This is a genomic window from Mesobacillus subterraneus, from assembly GCF_000934845.1.
Taxonomy (GTDB): domain Bacteria; phylum Bacillota; class Bacilli; order Bacillales; family Cytobacillaceae; genus Mesobacillus; species Mesobacillus stamsii.
Map to the genome: position 1 here is coordinate 22,621 of NZ_JXIQ01000092.1, position 17,218 is coordinate 39,838.

The following is a 17,218-nucleotide window of genomic DNA, read 5'->3' on the forward strand; positions in this document are numbered from 1 at the left end:
ATCCAAGACTTATAAATATTTACGGTGAACACCTTTTCCATCGTACGTATAAAGCATAGCCCTGCCTTCGACAACTGTTTCAATATGGCAATTTCGTCCCCAAAGCTGATGGAGATAGGGAAGAACTTTTTCAAGGTATTTAATGTCCAATTCTATTCCTTCGAAGCCATGTGTAATATAAAGCTCGCCATTTTTAAGATAATCGCCATCGGTTACTGTCAAATAAGGAAAACCGCCATTTACTCTCATGCTTACGAGCTGGTCACGAACGAGCTCCCATGCTTTGTCCACGACTTTGTATTCTCTCCCCTGCTTTTGAAAGAGATATAAATCCTCACGCATCACCAGATCCTTAGTCAAATAATTACGTAAAAATGAACTATCCGATTCAATCTCTCGGACTTCGAACATTTTTTCCCTTCCTGAACCAGGTTTGACACCAAGACGTTTCATTTCCTCCGTTGGATGATCATACCGTTCTTCAATATCTTCAAAAATTTTGATACCCAGGTAATATGGATTGATTCCTGTTTTCGAAGGCTGAACGACACCAGCATTCAATTTGGCGAACTCAATGGATTCTCCGCCAGTTAGATCCATCTCGCGGAGGATGCGCTGATGCCAATAAGATGCCCAGCCTTCGTTCATGATTTTCGTCTCCAACTGCGGCCAAAAATAGAGCATTTCCTCGCGCATCATCGTTAGGATATCCCTTTGCCAGTCAGCTAATTCCCGGCTGTAGCTTTCAATGAACAAAAGGAGGTCTTTCTCTGGTCTCGGCGGAAATTTCTTTTTGCGTTCTTTTGGCGGGACATCCTTCGTTTCCAGATTCCAAAGATCATCATAAGGAGTCGTTGCCGAAACAGGCTCCTCATCGCCTTCATCCTCTTCCATGGACCTTGCGAGCTTTGGCCTCATCAAAGAAGGATCAATATGCTCTTCAATCGCCAACACAGCATCGAGAAAGGACTCTACCTTTTGTTTTCCATGTTCGATTTCATATTTGCGGATCCTGTCAGCAGTTGCCGCCATGCTTTCAACCATATCTCTTTTCGTATTATGAAAACGAGCATTATTTTTAAAAAAATCGCAGTGAGCAAGTACGTGAGCAACAATCAATTTGTTCTGGATAAGCGAATTCGAATCGAGCAGGAAAGCATAACAAGGATTCGAATTGATCACCAACTCATAAATTTTTGATAGCCCTAAATCATAATGAAGCTTCATTTTATGGAACTGTTTCCCGAAACTCCAATGCGAAAACCTCGTTGGCATTCCGTAAGCACCGAATGTATAGATGATTTCGGCAGGACAAATTTCATACCGCATCGGATAAAAATCCAGCCCGAATCCCTTCGCAATTTCAGTAATTTCAGAAATGGCATATTCTAGCGACCTTTGTTCTTCCGACACCATCTCTCCCCCTTTCCCCTCTTACATCAATGTATGAGCAAAAAAGGAGAAAGATGAACAGGTTAACAATTTTACTGCTGGTAATGTGCCGTGATGCTAAGGCTGATTAACCGGTTGTTTTTGAGATCATGGGTTACTTGCACCGTCATAAAAACCGGTTTTTCTTTCCCAGTAATTTTGTACTGGAAGGAGTCCTGAACCGTTAGATCATCCATTTGATTTCGGCCCATATATTTATAATCCTGACTCGCCTCACCAGGAAATTCTTCTTTGATCACCGCTGTTGCAATCCGGCCATACCTTTCATAGTCAGGTCTTTGCGCGTTACTGTTGATCGGCAGGAAGCCGATCAACAAGTACAAGGTTATCGCTACTGACACAAAATACTGTTTCATAAAAAACCACTCCTCCCTGTAATTATACAGGTAAATATTTAAAAACCCTGTAAACAAAGACGACCAAGATTTGCTGAGGAAGTTCTGCACCCAACTCCATATAATATAATCAACTCCTCATAAGGAGGATATACAATGAATCAAACGGATTATGATCGCGCATTATTTTACACCCATCGATCTCAATGGGATAACTTGCTCATCTTGATGGTCAGGACAAAGGATCAATTCCTGGCAAAGAAAATTGAACATTTTCTCCACGCTTATCATTTCGAAAAAGACTATACTGTCATTGAGAGAAGCCTGTATTCCCTGTTAAGATACATTGACCACGCAAATGAAGCCGGCGGCGATGAAGGCCTGGAAACCGCTACTGGTTCGATTTAGAGAATTCCACCAAGAAAACACGGCACCTTTATTAAGGTGCCGTGTTTTCAACTTTTTTATACGGTTTTACAAATTTTTAGCAGCTTGCATTTTTTTGTCAACAAGTTCCATGAATTCCTGCTCTACCTTCTTGAGTTTCAGCTTGCTGTCCATGAGATTTTGATCATTCACACCAAAATAAAATTTGATTTTCGGCTCGGTACCTGATGGTCTCAAACACATCCACGACCCATCTTCAAGATAGTATTTGATCACATTGGAGGATGGAAGGACGATTTTTTCCTCCTGGCTACCCTCTTTCACTCTTACTCCTGTTAAATAGTCCTCGATCATCGTGACTTTCCATTCACCTAACTGTTTAAGCGGCTCCCTGCGGAAAACCTGTAGCGTTTTCTCAATTAAATCGGCGCCTTCTTTGCCTTTCAGTGTAAGGGAACGAAGCCCTTCCTGATAGTAACCATACTCTTCAAACACACTAAGAAGCGCTTCGTATAAAGACATGCCTTTCTTTTTATAATAGGCGCATACTTCGACTGCAAGCATTGCAGCCTGGACGGCATCTTTATCGCGAGAAAAGTCACCGATCAGGTAGCCATAGCTTTCTTCGTACCCGAACAAGAACTTATATTCGCCAGTCGCTTCAAATTGCTTTATTTTCTCCGCAATGAACTTAAAGCCAGTCAGAACATCCATCGTTTTAAGTCCGAAAGCCGAAGCAATTCTTCGTCCAAGTTCGGACGTAACGATTGTTTTTAACACGATTCCATTGGCATGGAGCGTACCTTTTTCCTTTTTCTGAGTAAGAATATAGTGCAGCAACAAAGCTCCTGTCTGGTTACCTGTGAGCACCGTGTACTCTCCGTCCTTATCCTTTACCGCAATACCAAGACGGTCTGCATCGGGATCTGTTGCGATCAAGATATCTGCATCGATTTTTTTCCCTTCGCGGATTGCCAGTTCAAAAGCAGCATGTTCTTCTGGATTCGGACTTTTCACTGTAGAAAATTCTGGATCTGGCAGCTCCTGCTCCTTTACTACTACAACATTCTGGTACTTCAAATTGGTCAGAATATTGCGCACTGGCATATTAGCCGTTCCATGCAATGGAGTAAAAACCACTTTGACATTGGTTTCGTCCGATAATGAAGGATTTTCGGAAATAGTCATCAGTTTCTCGAGATAAGCTCGGTCCACTTCAGGCCCAATCATTTTGATCAGCCCTTTTTCCTTTAGCTCCTGCTCGTCCAGCACTTCGAGTGACAATTCATTTTCTATTGCATTCACTTTTGAAATGACTAAGTCAGCACTGTCAGTCGTTAGCTGTCCACCATCAGGACCGTACACCTTATAGCCATTGTACTCAGGTGGATTATGGCTAGCCGTTATTACGATTCCAGAATATGCATGCAAGTATCGGACAGCAAAGGACAGCTCAGGAGTCGGCCTTAATTCTTCAAAGACATATGTCTGGATCCCACGGGTGGCTAAAGTCTTAGCAGCTTCCATCGCGAATTCCGCTGACTTATGACGGGAATCATAGGCAATCACGACACCGCGCTGCTTTGCCTCATCCCCATGTTCTTCTATGTATGCTGCCAGTCCAGCCGATGCTTTGCGCACGGTGTATATATTCATGCGATTGGTTCCGACGCCAATCTCGCCGCGCATTCCTCCAGTTCCAAATTCAAGATTTTTGTAAAACGCTTCTTCTAAATGTTTCTCATCGCCCTTTAATGAATCAAGTTCGATTTTAAGCTTCGGATCCAATCCGGCAAAACGAAGCCACTTGTCAGCGTTCATTCTCCAATCCATCGAATGACCTCCCGAAAAAAAGATTTAAATCTTACAGCTAATTATAAAACAAGATAGATCATGTTTGATATCTTTTATGCTTACTTTTTGTACTGAATCCGATAAAGATCGTGTCTGCGGTCTTTCAACTGGCGCACCGTTCCATCCTGGCGCTGGCGGCGAAGAATTTCGAGGTCGACGTCGCCAATCATGACCATTTCGATGTTCGGGTTGGTTTCACCGACAATCCCGTCCCTAGCAAATTCAAAATCAGACGGCGCAAAAATCCCAGACTGGGCATACTGGATATCCATATTTTCTGTTTGTGGCAGGTTTCCTACTGTTCCTGAGATAACAGTGTACACTTGATTCTCGACTGCTCTTGCCTGTGCACAGTAACGGACGCGAAGATATCCTTGGCGATCTTCTGTACAAAATGGGGTGAAAATGATTTTCGCCCCCATATCGGTGGCGATCCTGGAAAGCTCAGGAAATTCAACATCATAACAGATCAGGATAGCAATTTTCCCCGAGTCGGTATCAAACACTCTCAATTCATTCCCAGGGCTAATGCCCCACCACCTGCGCTCATTTGGTGTAATGTGAAGCTTATATTGCTTATCGATTGTGCCATCGCGTCGGAACAGATAGGAAATATTATAGACTTCTTCATCTTCTTCTTTAACAAGATGGGAACCGCCAATAATATTGACATTATAACGGACAGCTAAATCAGTAAAAAGTTCAATATATTGTTCTGTATATTCAGCCACATGGCGGACGGCCAGCGAAGGTGATTTTTCATTCATGAAGGACATGAGCTGGGTCGTGAAAATTTCCGGAAACACCGCAAAATCTGATCCAGCATCAGAAGCAACATCAGTGAAATATTCAACTTGGTGGGCAAAGTCCTCAAAGGAATGAATTTGCCTCATCATATATTGGACAACACAAATGCGTACCGGATTGCTTGTTTTGAAAAACCGCTTCGATTTCGGATGATAGTCGACATTATTCCATTCCATCAAGGTTGCATATTTGTTTGACTGAAGGTCATCCGGCAAGTAATTCGGATTAATCCTCATTAATATGAAATCATTTCTTAACTGAAAAGAGAGAACGGGATCATATATTTTATGTGATGTAACCTGTCTTACATACTCACGAGGTGACATTTCCTTCCCATGCAGATGATAATTCGGAATCCGTCCGCCAATAATGATACTCTTCAAGTTCATCTGCCGGGCAAGATCTTTTCTTGCCTCGTACAGCCGATAGCCGACCTTCATTCTCCTAAAGTCAGGATGAGTCATAACTTCAATTCCGTATAAGTTATAGCCATCGGGATTATGATTGGTAATATAGCCTTCATCGGTAATATCATCCCAGCTGTGGCGATCATCGTATTCATCGAAATTGATGATTAGACTCGAACAGGACCCAACCACCCTGCCATCATATTCCGCTACAAACTGGCCTTCGGGAAAAATGTCCAGATGGCTTTCCAACTGATCACGCTTCCAAGGCTCCATACCTGGAAAGCAGCTATTTTGCAGTTTAATGATTTCCTCAATATCAGAAGGTATCGTATTTCGAATCATCATTTTTTTTTCAAATTTAGACAAATCCAGCTCCGTCATTTAACATTCCACCCTTTCTTAATCGTCTCGCTTTTATGTATAAAAAATACCCCATCATGCCCTATACCCGCAATCAGCCAAAAGTATGACACGATTTAGCTTCTCCTGATTGATTCGGAAAAATTATTTTAGGAAAAGGGAATTGAAATATTTCTATCCATTCCTTAAGATGGAAGGAGGGATAGTTGTTTCTTTAACCCTGAGTTAGTTGGAAGAAAGTGAAGGAGGAAACTTCAGTTGAAGAAAGTTATTATTTTTTTGGTTATCATCATCGGATTGTTCGCGGCTTTATTTTTTGTCACGAAAGCGCAGAATGAGGAGAAAGCTGGAAATAATCCTTATGGAAAGGATACGCTCCATCCTGAAACCGTTAAGCAGCTGGATGATCCAAACTATCAAAACATCATCCTCCCTGATGAACTAGCTAACAAGCTTGACGCTGGAGAAGATGTTACGGTTTACTTTTTTAGTCCAACATGCTCTCACTGTGTCCGTACAACCCCTGTGGTCGCACCACTTGCAAAGGATATGAATGTTGAGCTAGTACAATACAATCTTCTCGAATTCGAACAAGGCTGGGATAAATACGGAATCCAATCAACTCCCACCATTGTCCAGTACAAGAATGGGGAAGAAGTCGCCCGAATTGTCGGATACCAAGAAGCAGCCACTTTTCAAGATTGGTTTAATGAAAACACCTTGAAATAGCCAAAAACGCCTGTGGATTAAGCAGGCGTTTTCTTTCGCGATCGTAATTCTATAATAATAGTCTGTTGGCTGCTTTTGTATACGTACTGATATACTCTAGATGGATATGGTTGGATTCAGAGAATTGACTGTAATTAAACGGGAAGCAAATCCCATAGTTCGTCAAAATTTGGACATTTTTACGAAACATCATCTGATATTTTTTAGGAATATTACCTGACTCCAGAATCGAAATCAGTGTTTGCATACTTGTTATCACTTGGAAAGCATCTCCAAGTGTACTGAATCTTTCGAATTGTTCCTGCCTTATATGTAATACTTCCAGCCTTTCAAAATCCTGTATGTCTTCATCCGTAAAGTATAATGGAAAAATATCAGTGTAAAAATAATTTGCAAGTTCTACAATTTTTTCTTCTTGTCCGGGCGTAGACGCATAAACAATTTTCAATGTCGACCCACCTTTTTCCCTTTGTAATATCACTGTAATATATATTCTTAGAATAACATATCCATGCCAGCTAACCGGGTGGTAATTATGACCATCAGGAAGGTAAAAGCCGACAAATCGGGAATCTGACCACATAGAAGAGGAGAGTACGATGATTCACACAAATAAAAAAGGCAGTTGGCTTGAAATCACAGTACCTGAAGAATGGGAAAAATACACGCTTGAAACGCTATTCAAGGATTTTTGGATGGCACCGAAAAAGCTTGTTCATGCATTCCGAATGGAAAAAAGCGTCTTACTAAACGGGCAAGTGCCTGATTGGACACTTCCATTTCAAAAGAATGCCCGATTAAGTCTGAAGCTTTTTACCGAGGAAAAACCAACCCACATTCCTCAGTATTTAAATGTCGATATCATTTATGAAGATGATCACCTAATTGTCTTCAATAAGCCAGCTGGAATGGATACCCATCCAAACGAAGATGGCCAGACGGGCACCCTTGCTAACGCAGCTGCATTTCATTTGCTGGCAAGCGGTGAAGTAAGCCGTCCTCGCCATATTCACAGACTCGACCGTGATACTACAGGTGCTGTTCTTTTTGCAAAAAACCCGCTCACTGCCGCCATCCTTGATAAGATGCTTCAAGAACGTTCCATCAAAAGAACCTACTTGGCGCTGACAGATGGGATCATCAGACAGAAAAAAGGAATAATTGATAAGCCGATTGGACGGGACCGGCATCACCCAACAAAAAGGCGTGTTTCCGAGAACGGCCAACAGGCAATTACCTATTTTCATGTGATAGAAAAAAAGAAACAACACACCCTTGTCCAATGTTCATTGGCGACAGGCAGGACTCACCAAATTCGCGTCCACTTTAGTGCCATTGGTCATCCGCTCACGGGAGACTTGCTTTACGGGGGGAGTGATGGAGTTTCCCGTCAAGCGCTGCATGCAGTTAAATTGGAATTCACTCATCCGTTTACACAGGAAAAAATCACCTGTCATGCTCCATTTATCGATGAGGAACCAATTTTTACTATTGATCCGTATAGCATTTGATAAAATCAAAGAGCCCTTCCACACCGGAAGGGCTCTTACTTTCTTTATTTAAGCTTTGCGCATGCTTTTCATAACGAGGCTGACGATGAATACTAACGCAATTGCACCAATCAATGCTGGAATAATCGCAAAGTCGGAAACCACTGGTCCCCAGTTGCCAAGGATGGCTTGTCCAATCCAAGCTCCTAAGAAACCTGCGATAATATTGCCGATTACTCCACCTGGAATATCTCTTCCAAGGATCAGCCCTGCAATCCATCCAATAATACCACCAATAATTAATGCCCAAAGAAAACTTAACATAATTGTTATTCCTCCTTATAAATATGAATGTAAAGTTAAGTAGTAGTGCCAGGTATACTTGCACCTATTTTTCTTACTGCAGTTTGTGTTATTAGGACTTGCTGATCCATTTGCTTCCCGGGAGCGAATCAGCTTGTTCTAATAGTATCTTACCTCTTTATCGATGAGGTTAAACCAGAGATCCTGCAGCGTTCAAGCAGTGAGAGCCAAGGCGTTTCTGCCTGTACACCTACATTACCACCCTCAGAAGATTTTAAAACCTACTTGTAATTACATTTGTTTTAAAAACTTGCACCGGGTACTTTCACTGCTTTAGTGTATCCAGTTTCACAAAAAAAATAACGGATCGATAAAGCTCAATCCGTTTTGTTTTTGTTAAAAATCGATATAGTCGGGATCCGCTCCAAAACGCTGTTCCTTATTAAGTCCATCAATTTCCGCTATTTCTTGTTCACTGAGCCGGAAATTAAATACGTCGGCATTTTCTTTTAGCCTGGACGGTGTGACTGATTTTGGAATAGGAATGATATCGTGCTGCAGATGCCATCTTAAGATAACTTGAGCCGGGGTTTTTCCGTGGCGATCTGCGATGTTTCCTAGTATTGGTTCATTCAGGAACCTTCCCCTTGATAATGGCGACCACGCTTCCACTGCGATGTCGTTTTGCCGGCAATACTCCCGAAGCTCAGTCTGTGCAAGCAACGGATGAAGTTCCACCTGATTAATCACTGGCCCTTCCTTACTCTGGGAAAGGAGATCCTGCAAATGATGGATCGTGAAATTGCTAACACCAATCGCTTTCACCCTGCCCTCCTGATACCGTTTTTCAAGGGCACGCCATGTTTCGATGTACTTCCCTTTTACTGGCCAATGAATCAAGTACAAATCCAGGTATTCAAGCCCTAGTTTTTCCAGACTATCGTCGAAGGCTCTCAATGCATTGTCATATCCTTGGTCTGAATTCCAGACCTTCGAGGTAATAAATAACTCTTCCCTTGGGATGCCGCTATTCCGGATCGCCATGCCAACGCCTTCTTCATTCTGATAAAACGAAGCTGTATCAATCAGCCGATACCCCAATTCAAGTGCTGTATGAATCGTTTCCTCAATTTGATTTCCTTGCTCTACTTTGTATACACCCAAGCCAAGTATAGGCATTTCCACACCATTATGTAGCTTGATTTTATCATAAATGCTTTCCAAGAAATTCCCTCCTTTCCCCCATTTTATCCCTCGCCAGAATGGATTACAAATAAAAGCGACTGCACAAGAGCAGCCGCTAAATTCTATATAAACGGCTCGATAGCCGCTATTTTCATCATCACTCACTCTCTATGTTCCCGGCAAAAATTTGTCCTAAACAGCCGGACAACTTTGATTTTTCTCTTCTTTCGAAAAGAAAAACAAAGCCCCAGGAGGGCACCTAGGGCTTTGTTTTTCACTATTTAATGCTGTCTATTGCTCCGATCAGTCTATTTTCGATGTCTGAGGCAATCACTTGGAGATCATCATTGTCTACAAACCTGATCAATTCAGTAGGTTTCGGTAGGCCGATCTTTGTTGAACCGTTTTCTTTATACACAACAATTTTGCATGGCAGAAAATAGCTTACAAGGGGATTTTTCTCAAGTACCCGCTTTGCTTCATGTGGATTGCATACTTCAAGGATAAGATAGTCTCCGTCTAGCTCCACACCTTTCCCAGCCAATGTTTCCTTCATATTTAACGACCAAAGGACACCAAATTTTTCGCTTTTTAAGCTTGCTTCCAGTGCTGAAACCGCTTCATTCAATGACTTGTCCACTTCAATGGTATAATGGAACATCTTCATCTCTCCTTTCAATTTTGATACCTATATTATAGGTACTATTTACATTGTGCCATACAAAAAAACCGCCGTACATTTTTTTGCATACCGGCGGTAATATGTCCCAATTAAATTTTTTCTTGCAACTCCGAAATCTCGACAGTTGTTCTCTCTTCGAGTGGTCCACGCAGATGAACAGTTGCCGTCCGTTCATCTTCACTTAAATGATCAATCCAAACAGATGCCCCATTGTAGACAACATCAATTTCTGCAGACGAAGATAGAATTTGCTTCACCCGGTTCAAATCCATTTCTTTCCCTCCATAAACCATTTTCTCCACTATTTTAGCTAGAAGCTTTCGTTTTTATGCGGAACAATAAAGGAAACTTTCCAAACTTCGGTTAAGTTTTCTCTTGTAAAACAAAATAAAAACGAATATTATATTTATTGTGTTAAAAAAACGTTCGTATTTTGGAGGAGTTATGTTTAAATTAAAAGAGAACAACACAACCATTAAAACTGAATTGATGGCTGGGTTTACAACCTTCTTCACAATGGTTTATATCGTAGTCGTCAATCCCATCATCCTAGCTGATGCTGGTGTTCCTTTTGAACAGGTTTTCACCGCGACCATCATTGCTGCTGTCATCGGTACATTGTGGATGGCTTTATTTGCTAATTATCCGATTGCGATCGCTCCGGGCATGGGTTTGAATGCTTACTTCGCCTATTCCGTTGTCGGCAACCACCAAAATATTACGTATGAGACGGCTTTCGCCGCTGTATTTATCGCTGGTTTACTGTTTATCATCCTCTCGCTGACATCGTTCCGCGAGAAATTAATCGAAGCAATCCCTGTCAATCTAAAACATGGAATTACTGCTGGAATCGGCCTGTTCATTGCTTTTATTGGCTTGCGCCTGACGGGGATCATCACCGCCCATCCAACAAATCTGGTTGCACTCGGGGATCTACATTCACCATCCGCACTGCTTGCTTTGGGTGGACTTGCCATTACGCTTATCTTAATGGTGCTCAACATCAAAGGGGCTCTTTTCCTTGGCATGGTTGCCACAGGCATGATTGCCTTTTTCACTGGACAGCTGAATTTCAATGACGGTTTCATGGCGATGCCTTCTCTGCCTGAAGGGATGATTGTCCTAAATCCTTGGACAGCATTGATGGATGTAATCCAAAATAGCTTGTATGCAGTTGTCTTTTCTTTTATCTTGGTAACTATTTTCGATACGACCGGTACAATGATCGGTGTTGCTCATCAAGCAGGACTGATGAAGGGAAATTCATTACCGCGAGCTCGGCAAGCACTTCTTTCTGACTCCATTGCCACTGCTTTTGGGGCCATGTTCGGAACTAGCCCGACGACTGCTTACATTGAATCGTCTGCTGGTGTAGCAGCAGGCGGACGTACTGGACTTACTTCACTGACAGTTGCAGGCTTGTTCATTTTCGCTGCTTTCTTCGGACCGCTTGTAAGTGCAGTTTCTGGATTGTCCGCTATTACTGCACCGGCATTGATCATTGTCGGAAGCCTGATGATGGGAAGCATCTCTAACATCACATGGGATGAACTTGATGAAGCCTTCCCTGCATTTTTAATCATCCTTAGCATGCCGCTAATATCGAGCATTGCTACAGGAATCGCACTTGGCTTCATTTCCTATCCTCTTCTAAAAGTCGTCAGAGGAAAATGGCGTGACGTCCACCCGCTGCTTTATGTTTTCGCAGTCCTGTTCTTTTACCAGCTTGCATTCTTGCCTCATTAAGAAAAACCGGGCAAACTTCGCCCGGTCTTTTTTTGGTTTGGCTGATCATCGGGGCTGTTGATTGGAACGGATGACACTCGCTTTCCGCGGGGCTCCTCGTCGCTTTGCTGAGAGCACTTAAAAAGTCCGATAAATTTTAAGAAAAACAAGTCCTCCCCACTTTAGTTTTTAAAATGAGTGGGAAATTGGACTTAACTTCCCACTCGTAAAGAAATAAGGGCGTAATATGGGATTGTGATAAAACTCCTTAATCTGGTAGTTGTTTTTTATAGCGCCCATCCTGATTGTTTAGCAAGTTTACTCTTTTAAGCCTGTTTGAACGAGCGAATTGAAAATCACAACTGCCAAATTTTATGTTTCGTATATTTTTTACTAAAAAACTGCCATAAGGGTGCAATTCAAGCGGAAAGATACCCTTATGCAAGCAATTTCACCTCTATAAGAGCATCTCTCATGCGGAAAGATACCCTTATGCAGGCAATTTCACCTCTATAAGGGCATCTTTCATGCGGAAAGATACCCTTATGCGAGCATTTTCACCTCTATAAGGGCATCTCTCATGCTGAAAGATACCCTTATGCGAGCATTTTCACCTCTATAAGAGCATCTCTCATGCGGAATGATACCCTTATGCAGGCATTTCCACCTCCATAAGGGCATCTTTCATGCGGAAAGATACCCAGTTAATTCCCTAATTAATATAATTTTGGTCATTTGGACCAGCGAAATAGATTACGTACCGCTTTCCTTGAAGTTTTAAACAAAATATGGATCTCGCGTATCTTATTTAATTTCATGTGATGCTCGTCCGAAACATGCCGAAGATATCTTGGCTCGTTTATGTTATGGGAAAAAATGAGAATAATTTTTCCGATTCGCTACCCTCATTTCGAATTGTCTAGTGTAGCCTCTTAGAAACTCTGAAACTTCCACTCCGCTGGCAGAAAGATAGAAACACACAGTATAAAAAAAAGTATCCACGAACAAAAATATACTTCTTGCCCCATAGCTCGCTTTTTTTTTAGTATCCTTACGCTTCCGCTTCGATTTTTTGATTCATGTCTGTATAAATGGTCGGATCGATTTCCTTAGTGATTCTGCTTGTCAGGATTCCTGAAGTCATCGAGCCGCTGACATTTACTGCTGTGCGTCCCATATCAATCAATGGTTCAATTGAAATCAGCAAGCCGGCAAGGCCCACTGGGAGGTCCAATGCTGACAGCACGAGTAAGGCTGCAAAGGTAGCCCCGCCTCCAACTCCAGCAACTCCAAAGGAACTGATCGCAACGATCGCAATCACGGTTGCGATAAAGGATGGTGATAAAGGGTCAATCCCAACAGTTGGCGCAATCATAACTGCGAGCATTGCCGGATAAATACCAGCGCAGCCGTTCTGTCCAATTGATAATCCGAAGGAGCCTGCAAAGTTTGCGATTCCTTCTGGTACCCCCAGTGAGCGCTGCGTTTTGATATTTAAAGGCAGTGCTCCTGCACTCGTTCTTGAAGTGAATGCAAACGCTAGAACAGGAAATGCTTTTTTGATGTAAGTGACCGGATTCAATCCAGAAATAGTCAATAGAAGCAAGTGGATGATGAACATGATCGTCAGTGCCACATAAGAAGCAACTACAAATTTGCCCAAGTTAATAATTGCAGCAAAATCGCTTAATGCCACCGTTTTTGTCATGATGGCAAGAACGCCATACGGAGTCAGTCGCAGGATCAGCGTGACTACTCTCATGATGACTGCATAAAAAGCATCTACGATTTTAGCAAAAAGCTCTGCCTGTTCAGGAGACTTCCTCCTGACTCCAAGAAATGCGATTCCCAGGAAAGCCGCGAATATCACGACAGATATTGTAGATGTCGGCCTTGCACCCGTGAAGTCCAGAAATGGATTGGCCGGCAACAGATCGAGAATTTGCTGCGGCATTGTGCGTCCTTCGATTCCCCCATAGGTTTCCTCAAGTTTCATAGTCTGTGCTTGCTCTGCCTCCCCTTGATTGATTTGAACTGCTTCAAGGTCGAATCCTACTGCAGTCACTATCCCGACCATTGCTGCGACAGCTGTTGTACCAACCAGCAAGCCGAGGATCAGGGTACTGATTTTACCGATATTATTCGTGAGCTTCAGTTTTGTAAATGCAGCAAGAATGGAAATGAATACAAGCGGCATGACTACCATTTGCAGGAATTTAACATAACCGCTTCCCACGATCGAGAACCATTCCGCACTCTTCGTGAGGACTTCAGAACCCACTCCATAAATGAATTGCAATGCAAAACCAAACACAATCCCAATTCCCAGTGCAATGAAAACTCGTTTAGAAAAAGATACATGCTTTTTTTGCATGTAAAAAAGAACAGCGAGAATGCCCAGCATGATCAAAATATTTACTATCACTAATCCAGTGGTCACTGCTTTTTCCCCCTTCGTTTTCTTTCTCAAATAATATAATACATGTATTCTGATAAGTCAACTCGGAATTAAAATCATTGCCCTACCATGACAGATTACTATATGTTAATTTGGTTCCATACCAACTAAAAAGCCATCCCATTTGGGATGGCTTTTTAGTTTTAGTTATAAGCTACCTACAAGTTTTTCAATTTCACTCCGGTTATTTTCAAATCCGATCAATACCTTTTTATTTTTTAAGAACAGCATCTTTGTATTTGTAAAAATGAAGGCTGGAACGATTATGGTTCCGGTCAATTCCTTCAGCTGTTTCTCCACTTCCGGTTCATCCTGTACATTGATTTCTTTATAAGGAACATGCTTTTGCGAAAGGAACTCCTTCGCCTCCTGGCAATCTGTTCACATCGGCCTAGTGTATAATGTTAATGTGCTTTTTGACATTGCCTTCCCTCCTAAAACCAAGCTTTAATGGTAGTATATATGCAAAAGTGCCGATAATCCAATATCCCGATTTAAATTCTGAAGTTGAGCTTAATCACTTTCGCTTTTCTTAACGTTTCATAAATAATCACAACGATCGGACCGATAAAGACCCCTGCTATTCCTAATAGTTTGAGACCGATATACATGCTGATCAATGAGGCAAGCGGCGAGATCCCCAAGCTGGAAGAATAAATTTTTGGCTCAATCACTCTTCGGACTACCGTAATGACGAGAAACAGAATGAGCAACCCGATCCCGAGAAAATGGTTGTTCTGGAGAATTGCAATGACCGCCCAGGGAACAAGTACCGAACCTGTCCCGAGAATTGGCAGAATGTCCACTGCAACAATCAGCAAGGACAGAAGACCGGTATACTTCACCCCTAATATGCTCATACCAGCCATTGACATGACGAATGTGACAAAACTCAAGATGACTTGAGCTTTTAAAAATCCAATTCCTGCCTTGTTTAATTGGCTGCCGACAAAAAAGACTTTTTGACGGGTTTCTTCTTTCAAATGGGCCTCAAGCTTCAATTTTAATTTGGGAAGTTCAAGACTGAACAAGAATAACGCAATTAAATACACAAGAAACTCAATCATGAATCCCGGTATAGCAGAGAGCAGGTTGATAATCCCTGCTACAACTTGCTGAAGGAAGGAATCGAGGGCATTAATGTTTTTTTCGATTGTTTGCTCAATTTGAGCAATTACTTCCAACGGGAAATTTTTCGAGTAGAATTCCCATTTATGCATCAATGGCAGAATCCCAGTTTTGTACATGTCCTTTACAAAGGTTGGCGTCTTTTCCGATAATGACACTGCCTGGTGAGCAATAATCGAGACAAGATTATAGCCAATTACTGCCAGAAGAAGCACAAATCCAAGGAACACAGCGGTCACGGCATGAAGACGCTGAAATGAAAATCTTTTCATGATCCATTGAACCGCACCTTCGAGCATGACTGCTGTCAGGAAGGCAAAAATGAGCGGCAGGCTGTAAGGAATAAGAAAGAAGATGACTGCTGTAGCCACACCAATCGTTAACCATTTTTTCCACATAATCTATACTCCCTTATAAAAACCTAAAGCATGTAGCTTTAAAATTACTATATACCATCTTGGCGTTTACGGCTATTTTTTCGCAGATAATTTTGTTTTTCCGTTTGAAAGGGTATAACGATAAAAAGTACGAAAGGAGGAGATCATATGAGGGAGCAATTTACCTTTCTGTCTCCGCTCAAAGAGGATTTCTTTCATCAGCCTACTCTAGACTTGGCCACCTCCCTGCTGGGCTGCATCCTCGTAAAAGAAACTGCAGAAGGAGCAGCAGCTGGAATGATTGTCGAGACGGAAGCATATATGGGCCCGATAGATCAGGCAGCACACAGTTACCAAAACCGAAGGACGCCGAGAACGGAGATTATGTTCCACCAAGCAGGATTGGCCTATACATATGTCATGCATACCCATACTCTTTTCAATATTGTCAGCGGCAAGGCAGGCAATCCGGAAGCTGTGTTGATCAGGGGAGTGGAACCACTATTTGGCTTGGATTTAATGGTGAAGCGACGAGGGATGCCATTATCAGCCAATCTCACCAATGGGCCAGGGAAGCTGACAAAAGCGCTGGGGATCCAAATGTCAGATTACGGACATCCGTTAACGAAGAAACCTCTTTTCATCGCAGCACGTGATTCGATACCAGAAAGCATTTCGTCTGGGAAAAGAATTGGCATCGATAACTCGGGAGTAGCAAAGAACTACCCATGGCGGTTTTGGATCACCGGCAACCGATTTGTTTCTCGCCACCAGAATGCTGACAAAATAAGCAGAACCAATGGAGGATCAAAATGAAAAAGCAAGCGATCTTTTTAGACAGGGATGGTGTTCTCAATGAAGTATTATCCCACCGGGTCAAATTCGTCAACTCCCCGAAAGACCTATTTTTGCTCGAAGGGGCTGGTCAAGCCGTAGCAGAATTGAGCAATGCAGGATATGACATTTTTGTTGTTACCAACCAAGGAGGAGTTGGACTGGGATTTTTACAAGAAAAACGGCTGCACGAAATCCATGACACTATGAGCGAGAAAATCAAAGGATATGGCGGCCAGATCAAGGAGATAGCCTACTGCCCTCACAAGCCAAATGCCGACTGCGATTGCCGAAAACCAAACGCCGGGATGCTCCTGGACCTCGCCAGCAGGCATAACATTGCACTGGAGGGAAGTGTGATGGTCGGCGACCATGAGCGCGATATAGAAGCTGGAAAAAAAGTCGGTTGCAAAACCGTCTTTATCGGTTCCGACAAAACAAGTGCAGACAGAAAAGCACCTTCCCTACAAGCTGCTGTCCCACTCATACTCGAACTTTTAGAGGAAAAAACGGACAAATGATCAGAAAAACCGGGCAAAAATCGCCCGGTCCTTTTTGGTGTTTGGCTGATAATCGATTTTCACTCCAGACACTCGCTTTCCGCGGTGCGACAGGTGAGTCTCTCCTCGCTTTGCTCAAACCTTTCCGATAGCAACCGAGCCTATCACCATCCAAATAAATAATTTCACCCCAAACTCTCAC

Annotated in this window: 17 protein-coding genes and 1 pseudogene; 6 read left to right on the forward strand and 12 right to left on the reverse strand. The window is 42.5% G+C overall.

Annotated features, from left to right (window positions below; genetic code table 11):
- Window positions 1-9: 9 nt before the first annotated feature.
- The gene (locus UB32_RS11640; RefSeq protein WP_044393982.1) at window positions 10-1,416 is read right to left on the reverse strand and encodes a SpoVR family protein; all 1,407 of its coding nucleotides are present in this window, start codon (window positions 1,414-1,416) and stop codon (window positions 10-12) included.
- A gap of 68 nt (window positions 1,417-1,484) precedes the next feature.
- Window positions 1,485-1,808 (reverse strand): DUF3889 domain-containing protein, encoded by a 324-nt coding sequence (locus UB32_RS11645; protein ID WP_044393984.1) that lies wholly within the window; start codon window positions 1,806-1,808, stop codon window positions 1,485-1,487.
- Between the two features lie 135 nt (window positions 1,809-1,943).
- On the opposite strand from UB32_RS11645, the gene UB32_RS11650 reads away from it, so the two are divergent.
- Window positions 1,944-2,195, forward strand: a complete 252-nt coding sequence (locus UB32_RS11650; protein ID WP_044393986.1) for a YhdB family protein — start codon at window positions 1,944-1,946, stop codon at window positions 2,193-2,195.
- A gap of 66 nt (window positions 2,196-2,261) precedes the next feature.
- Here the strand turns inward: UB32_RS11650 and UB32_RS11655 are convergent, their stop codons facing one another.
- On the reverse strand, window positions 2,262-4,007 hold the full coding sequence (locus UB32_RS11655) for a phospho-sugar mutase (protein ID WP_044393988.1): 1,746 nt from the start codon (window positions 4,005-4,007) through the stop codon (window positions 2,262-2,264).
- Between the two features lie 80 nt (window positions 4,008-4,087).
- The gene (locus UB32_RS11660; RefSeq protein WP_044393989.1) at window positions 4,088-5,626 is read right to left on the reverse strand and encodes a bifunctional GNAT family N-acetyltransferase/carbon-nitrogen hydrolase family protein; all 1,539 of its coding nucleotides are present in this window, start codon (window positions 5,624-5,626) and stop codon (window positions 4,088-4,090) included.
- Window positions 5,627-5,863: 237 nt separating this feature from the next.
- Here UB32_RS11660 and UB32_RS11665 point away from each other — a divergent pair, with 237 nt between their 5' ends.
- The gene (locus UB32_RS11665) at window positions 5,864-6,334 is read left to right on the forward strand and encodes a thioredoxin family protein (RefSeq protein ID WP_044393990.1); all 471 of its coding nucleotides are present in this window, start codon (window positions 5,864-5,866) and stop codon (window positions 6,332-6,334) included.
- A 49-nt stretch (window positions 6,335-6,383) separates the two neighbouring features.
- Here the strand turns inward: UB32_RS11665 and UB32_RS11670 are convergent, their stop codons facing one another.
- Window positions 6,384-6,782: a YhcU family protein gene (locus UB32_RS11670; RefSeq protein WP_044393993.1), complete on the reverse strand. Its 399-nt coding sequence runs from the start codon at window positions 6,780-6,782 to the stop codon at window positions 6,384-6,386.
- 151 nt (window positions 6,783-6,933) lie between these two features.
- On the opposite strand from UB32_RS11670, the gene UB32_RS11675 reads away from it, so the two are divergent.
- Window positions 6,934-7,845, forward strand: coding sequence for an RluA family pseudouridine synthase (locus UB32_RS11675; protein ID WP_044393995.1), 912 nt, complete (start codon window positions 6,934-6,936; stop codon window positions 7,843-7,845).
- Window positions 7,846-7,893: 48 nt separating this feature from the next.
- On the opposite strand, the gene UB32_RS11680 is transcribed toward UB32_RS11675, so the two are convergent.
- The 4 genes from UB32_RS11680 to UB32_RS11695 form a co-directional block, all read right to left on the reverse strand.
- Window positions 7,894-8,148: a GlsB/YeaQ/YmgE family stress response membrane protein gene (locus UB32_RS11680; RefSeq protein WP_044393996.1), complete on the reverse strand. Its 255-nt coding sequence runs from the start codon at window positions 8,146-8,148 to the stop codon at window positions 7,894-7,896.
- A gap of 375 nt (window positions 8,149-8,523) precedes the next feature.
- Window positions 8,524-9,351 (reverse strand): aldo/keto reductase, encoded by an 828-nt coding sequence (locus tag UB32_RS11685; RefSeq protein WP_044393997.1) that lies wholly within the window; start codon window positions 9,349-9,351, stop codon window positions 8,524-8,526.
- Between the two features lie 238 nt (window positions 9,352-9,589).
- On the reverse strand, window positions 9,590-9,973 hold the full coding sequence (locus UB32_RS11690) for a DUF302 domain-containing protein (protein ID WP_044393998.1): 384 nt from the start codon (window positions 9,971-9,973) through the stop codon (window positions 9,590-9,592).
- A 110-nt stretch (window positions 9,974-10,083) separates the two neighbouring features.
- Window positions 10,084-10,266, reverse strand: a complete 183-nt coding sequence (locus tag UB32_RS11695) for an H-type small acid-soluble spore protein (protein ID WP_044393999.1) — start codon at window positions 10,264-10,266, stop codon at window positions 10,084-10,086.
- Window positions 10,267-10,438: 172 nt separating this feature from the next.
- Here UB32_RS11695 and UB32_RS11700 point away from each other — a divergent pair, with 172 nt between their 5' ends.
- Window positions 10,439-11,740, forward strand: a complete 1,302-nt coding sequence (locus UB32_RS11700; protein WP_044394000.1) for an NCS2 family permease — start codon at window positions 10,439-10,441, stop codon at window positions 11,738-11,740.
- 1,030 nt (window positions 11,741-12,770) lie between these two features.
- On the opposite strand, the gene UB32_RS11705 is transcribed toward UB32_RS11700, so the two are convergent.
- From UB32_RS11705 to ytvI, 3 genes and pseudogenes are all read right to left on the reverse strand, one after another.
- The gene (locus UB32_RS11705) at window positions 12,771-14,123 is read right to left on the reverse strand and encodes an L-cystine transporter (RefSeq protein WP_198528194.1); all 1,353 of its coding nucleotides are present in this window, start codon (window positions 14,121-14,123) and stop codon (window positions 12,771-12,773) included.
- Window positions 14,124-14,324: 201 nt separating this feature from the next.
- Window positions 14,325-14,543 (reverse strand): annotated as a pseudogene (locus UB32_RS19495) (glutaredoxin family protein); the annotation flags it as partial.
- Between the two features lie 128 nt (window positions 14,544-14,671).
- Window positions 14,672-15,703: a sporulation integral membrane protein YtvI gene (ytvI, locus tag UB32_RS11710; RefSeq protein ID WP_044394003.1), complete on the reverse strand. Its 1,032-nt coding sequence runs from the start codon at window positions 15,701-15,703 to the stop codon at window positions 14,672-14,674.
- A 147-nt stretch (window positions 15,704-15,850) separates the two neighbouring features.
- Here ytvI and UB32_RS11715 point away from each other — a divergent pair, with 147 nt between their 5' ends.
- The gene (locus tag UB32_RS11715; protein ID WP_044394005.1) at window positions 15,851-16,498 is read left to right on the forward strand and encodes a DNA-3-methyladenine glycosylase; all 648 of its coding nucleotides are present in this window, start codon (window positions 15,851-15,853) and stop codon (window positions 16,496-16,498) included.
- Window positions 16,495-17,037 (forward strand): D-glycero-alpha-D-manno-heptose-1,7-bisphosphate 7-phosphatase, encoded by a 543-nt coding sequence (locus UB32_RS11720; RefSeq protein ID WP_044394006.1) that lies wholly within the window; start codon window positions 16,495-16,497, stop codon window positions 17,035-17,037. Before UB32_RS11715 ends, UB32_RS11720 begins: the two co-directional genes overlap by 4 nt.
- Window positions 17,038-17,218: the final 181 nt, after the last annotated feature.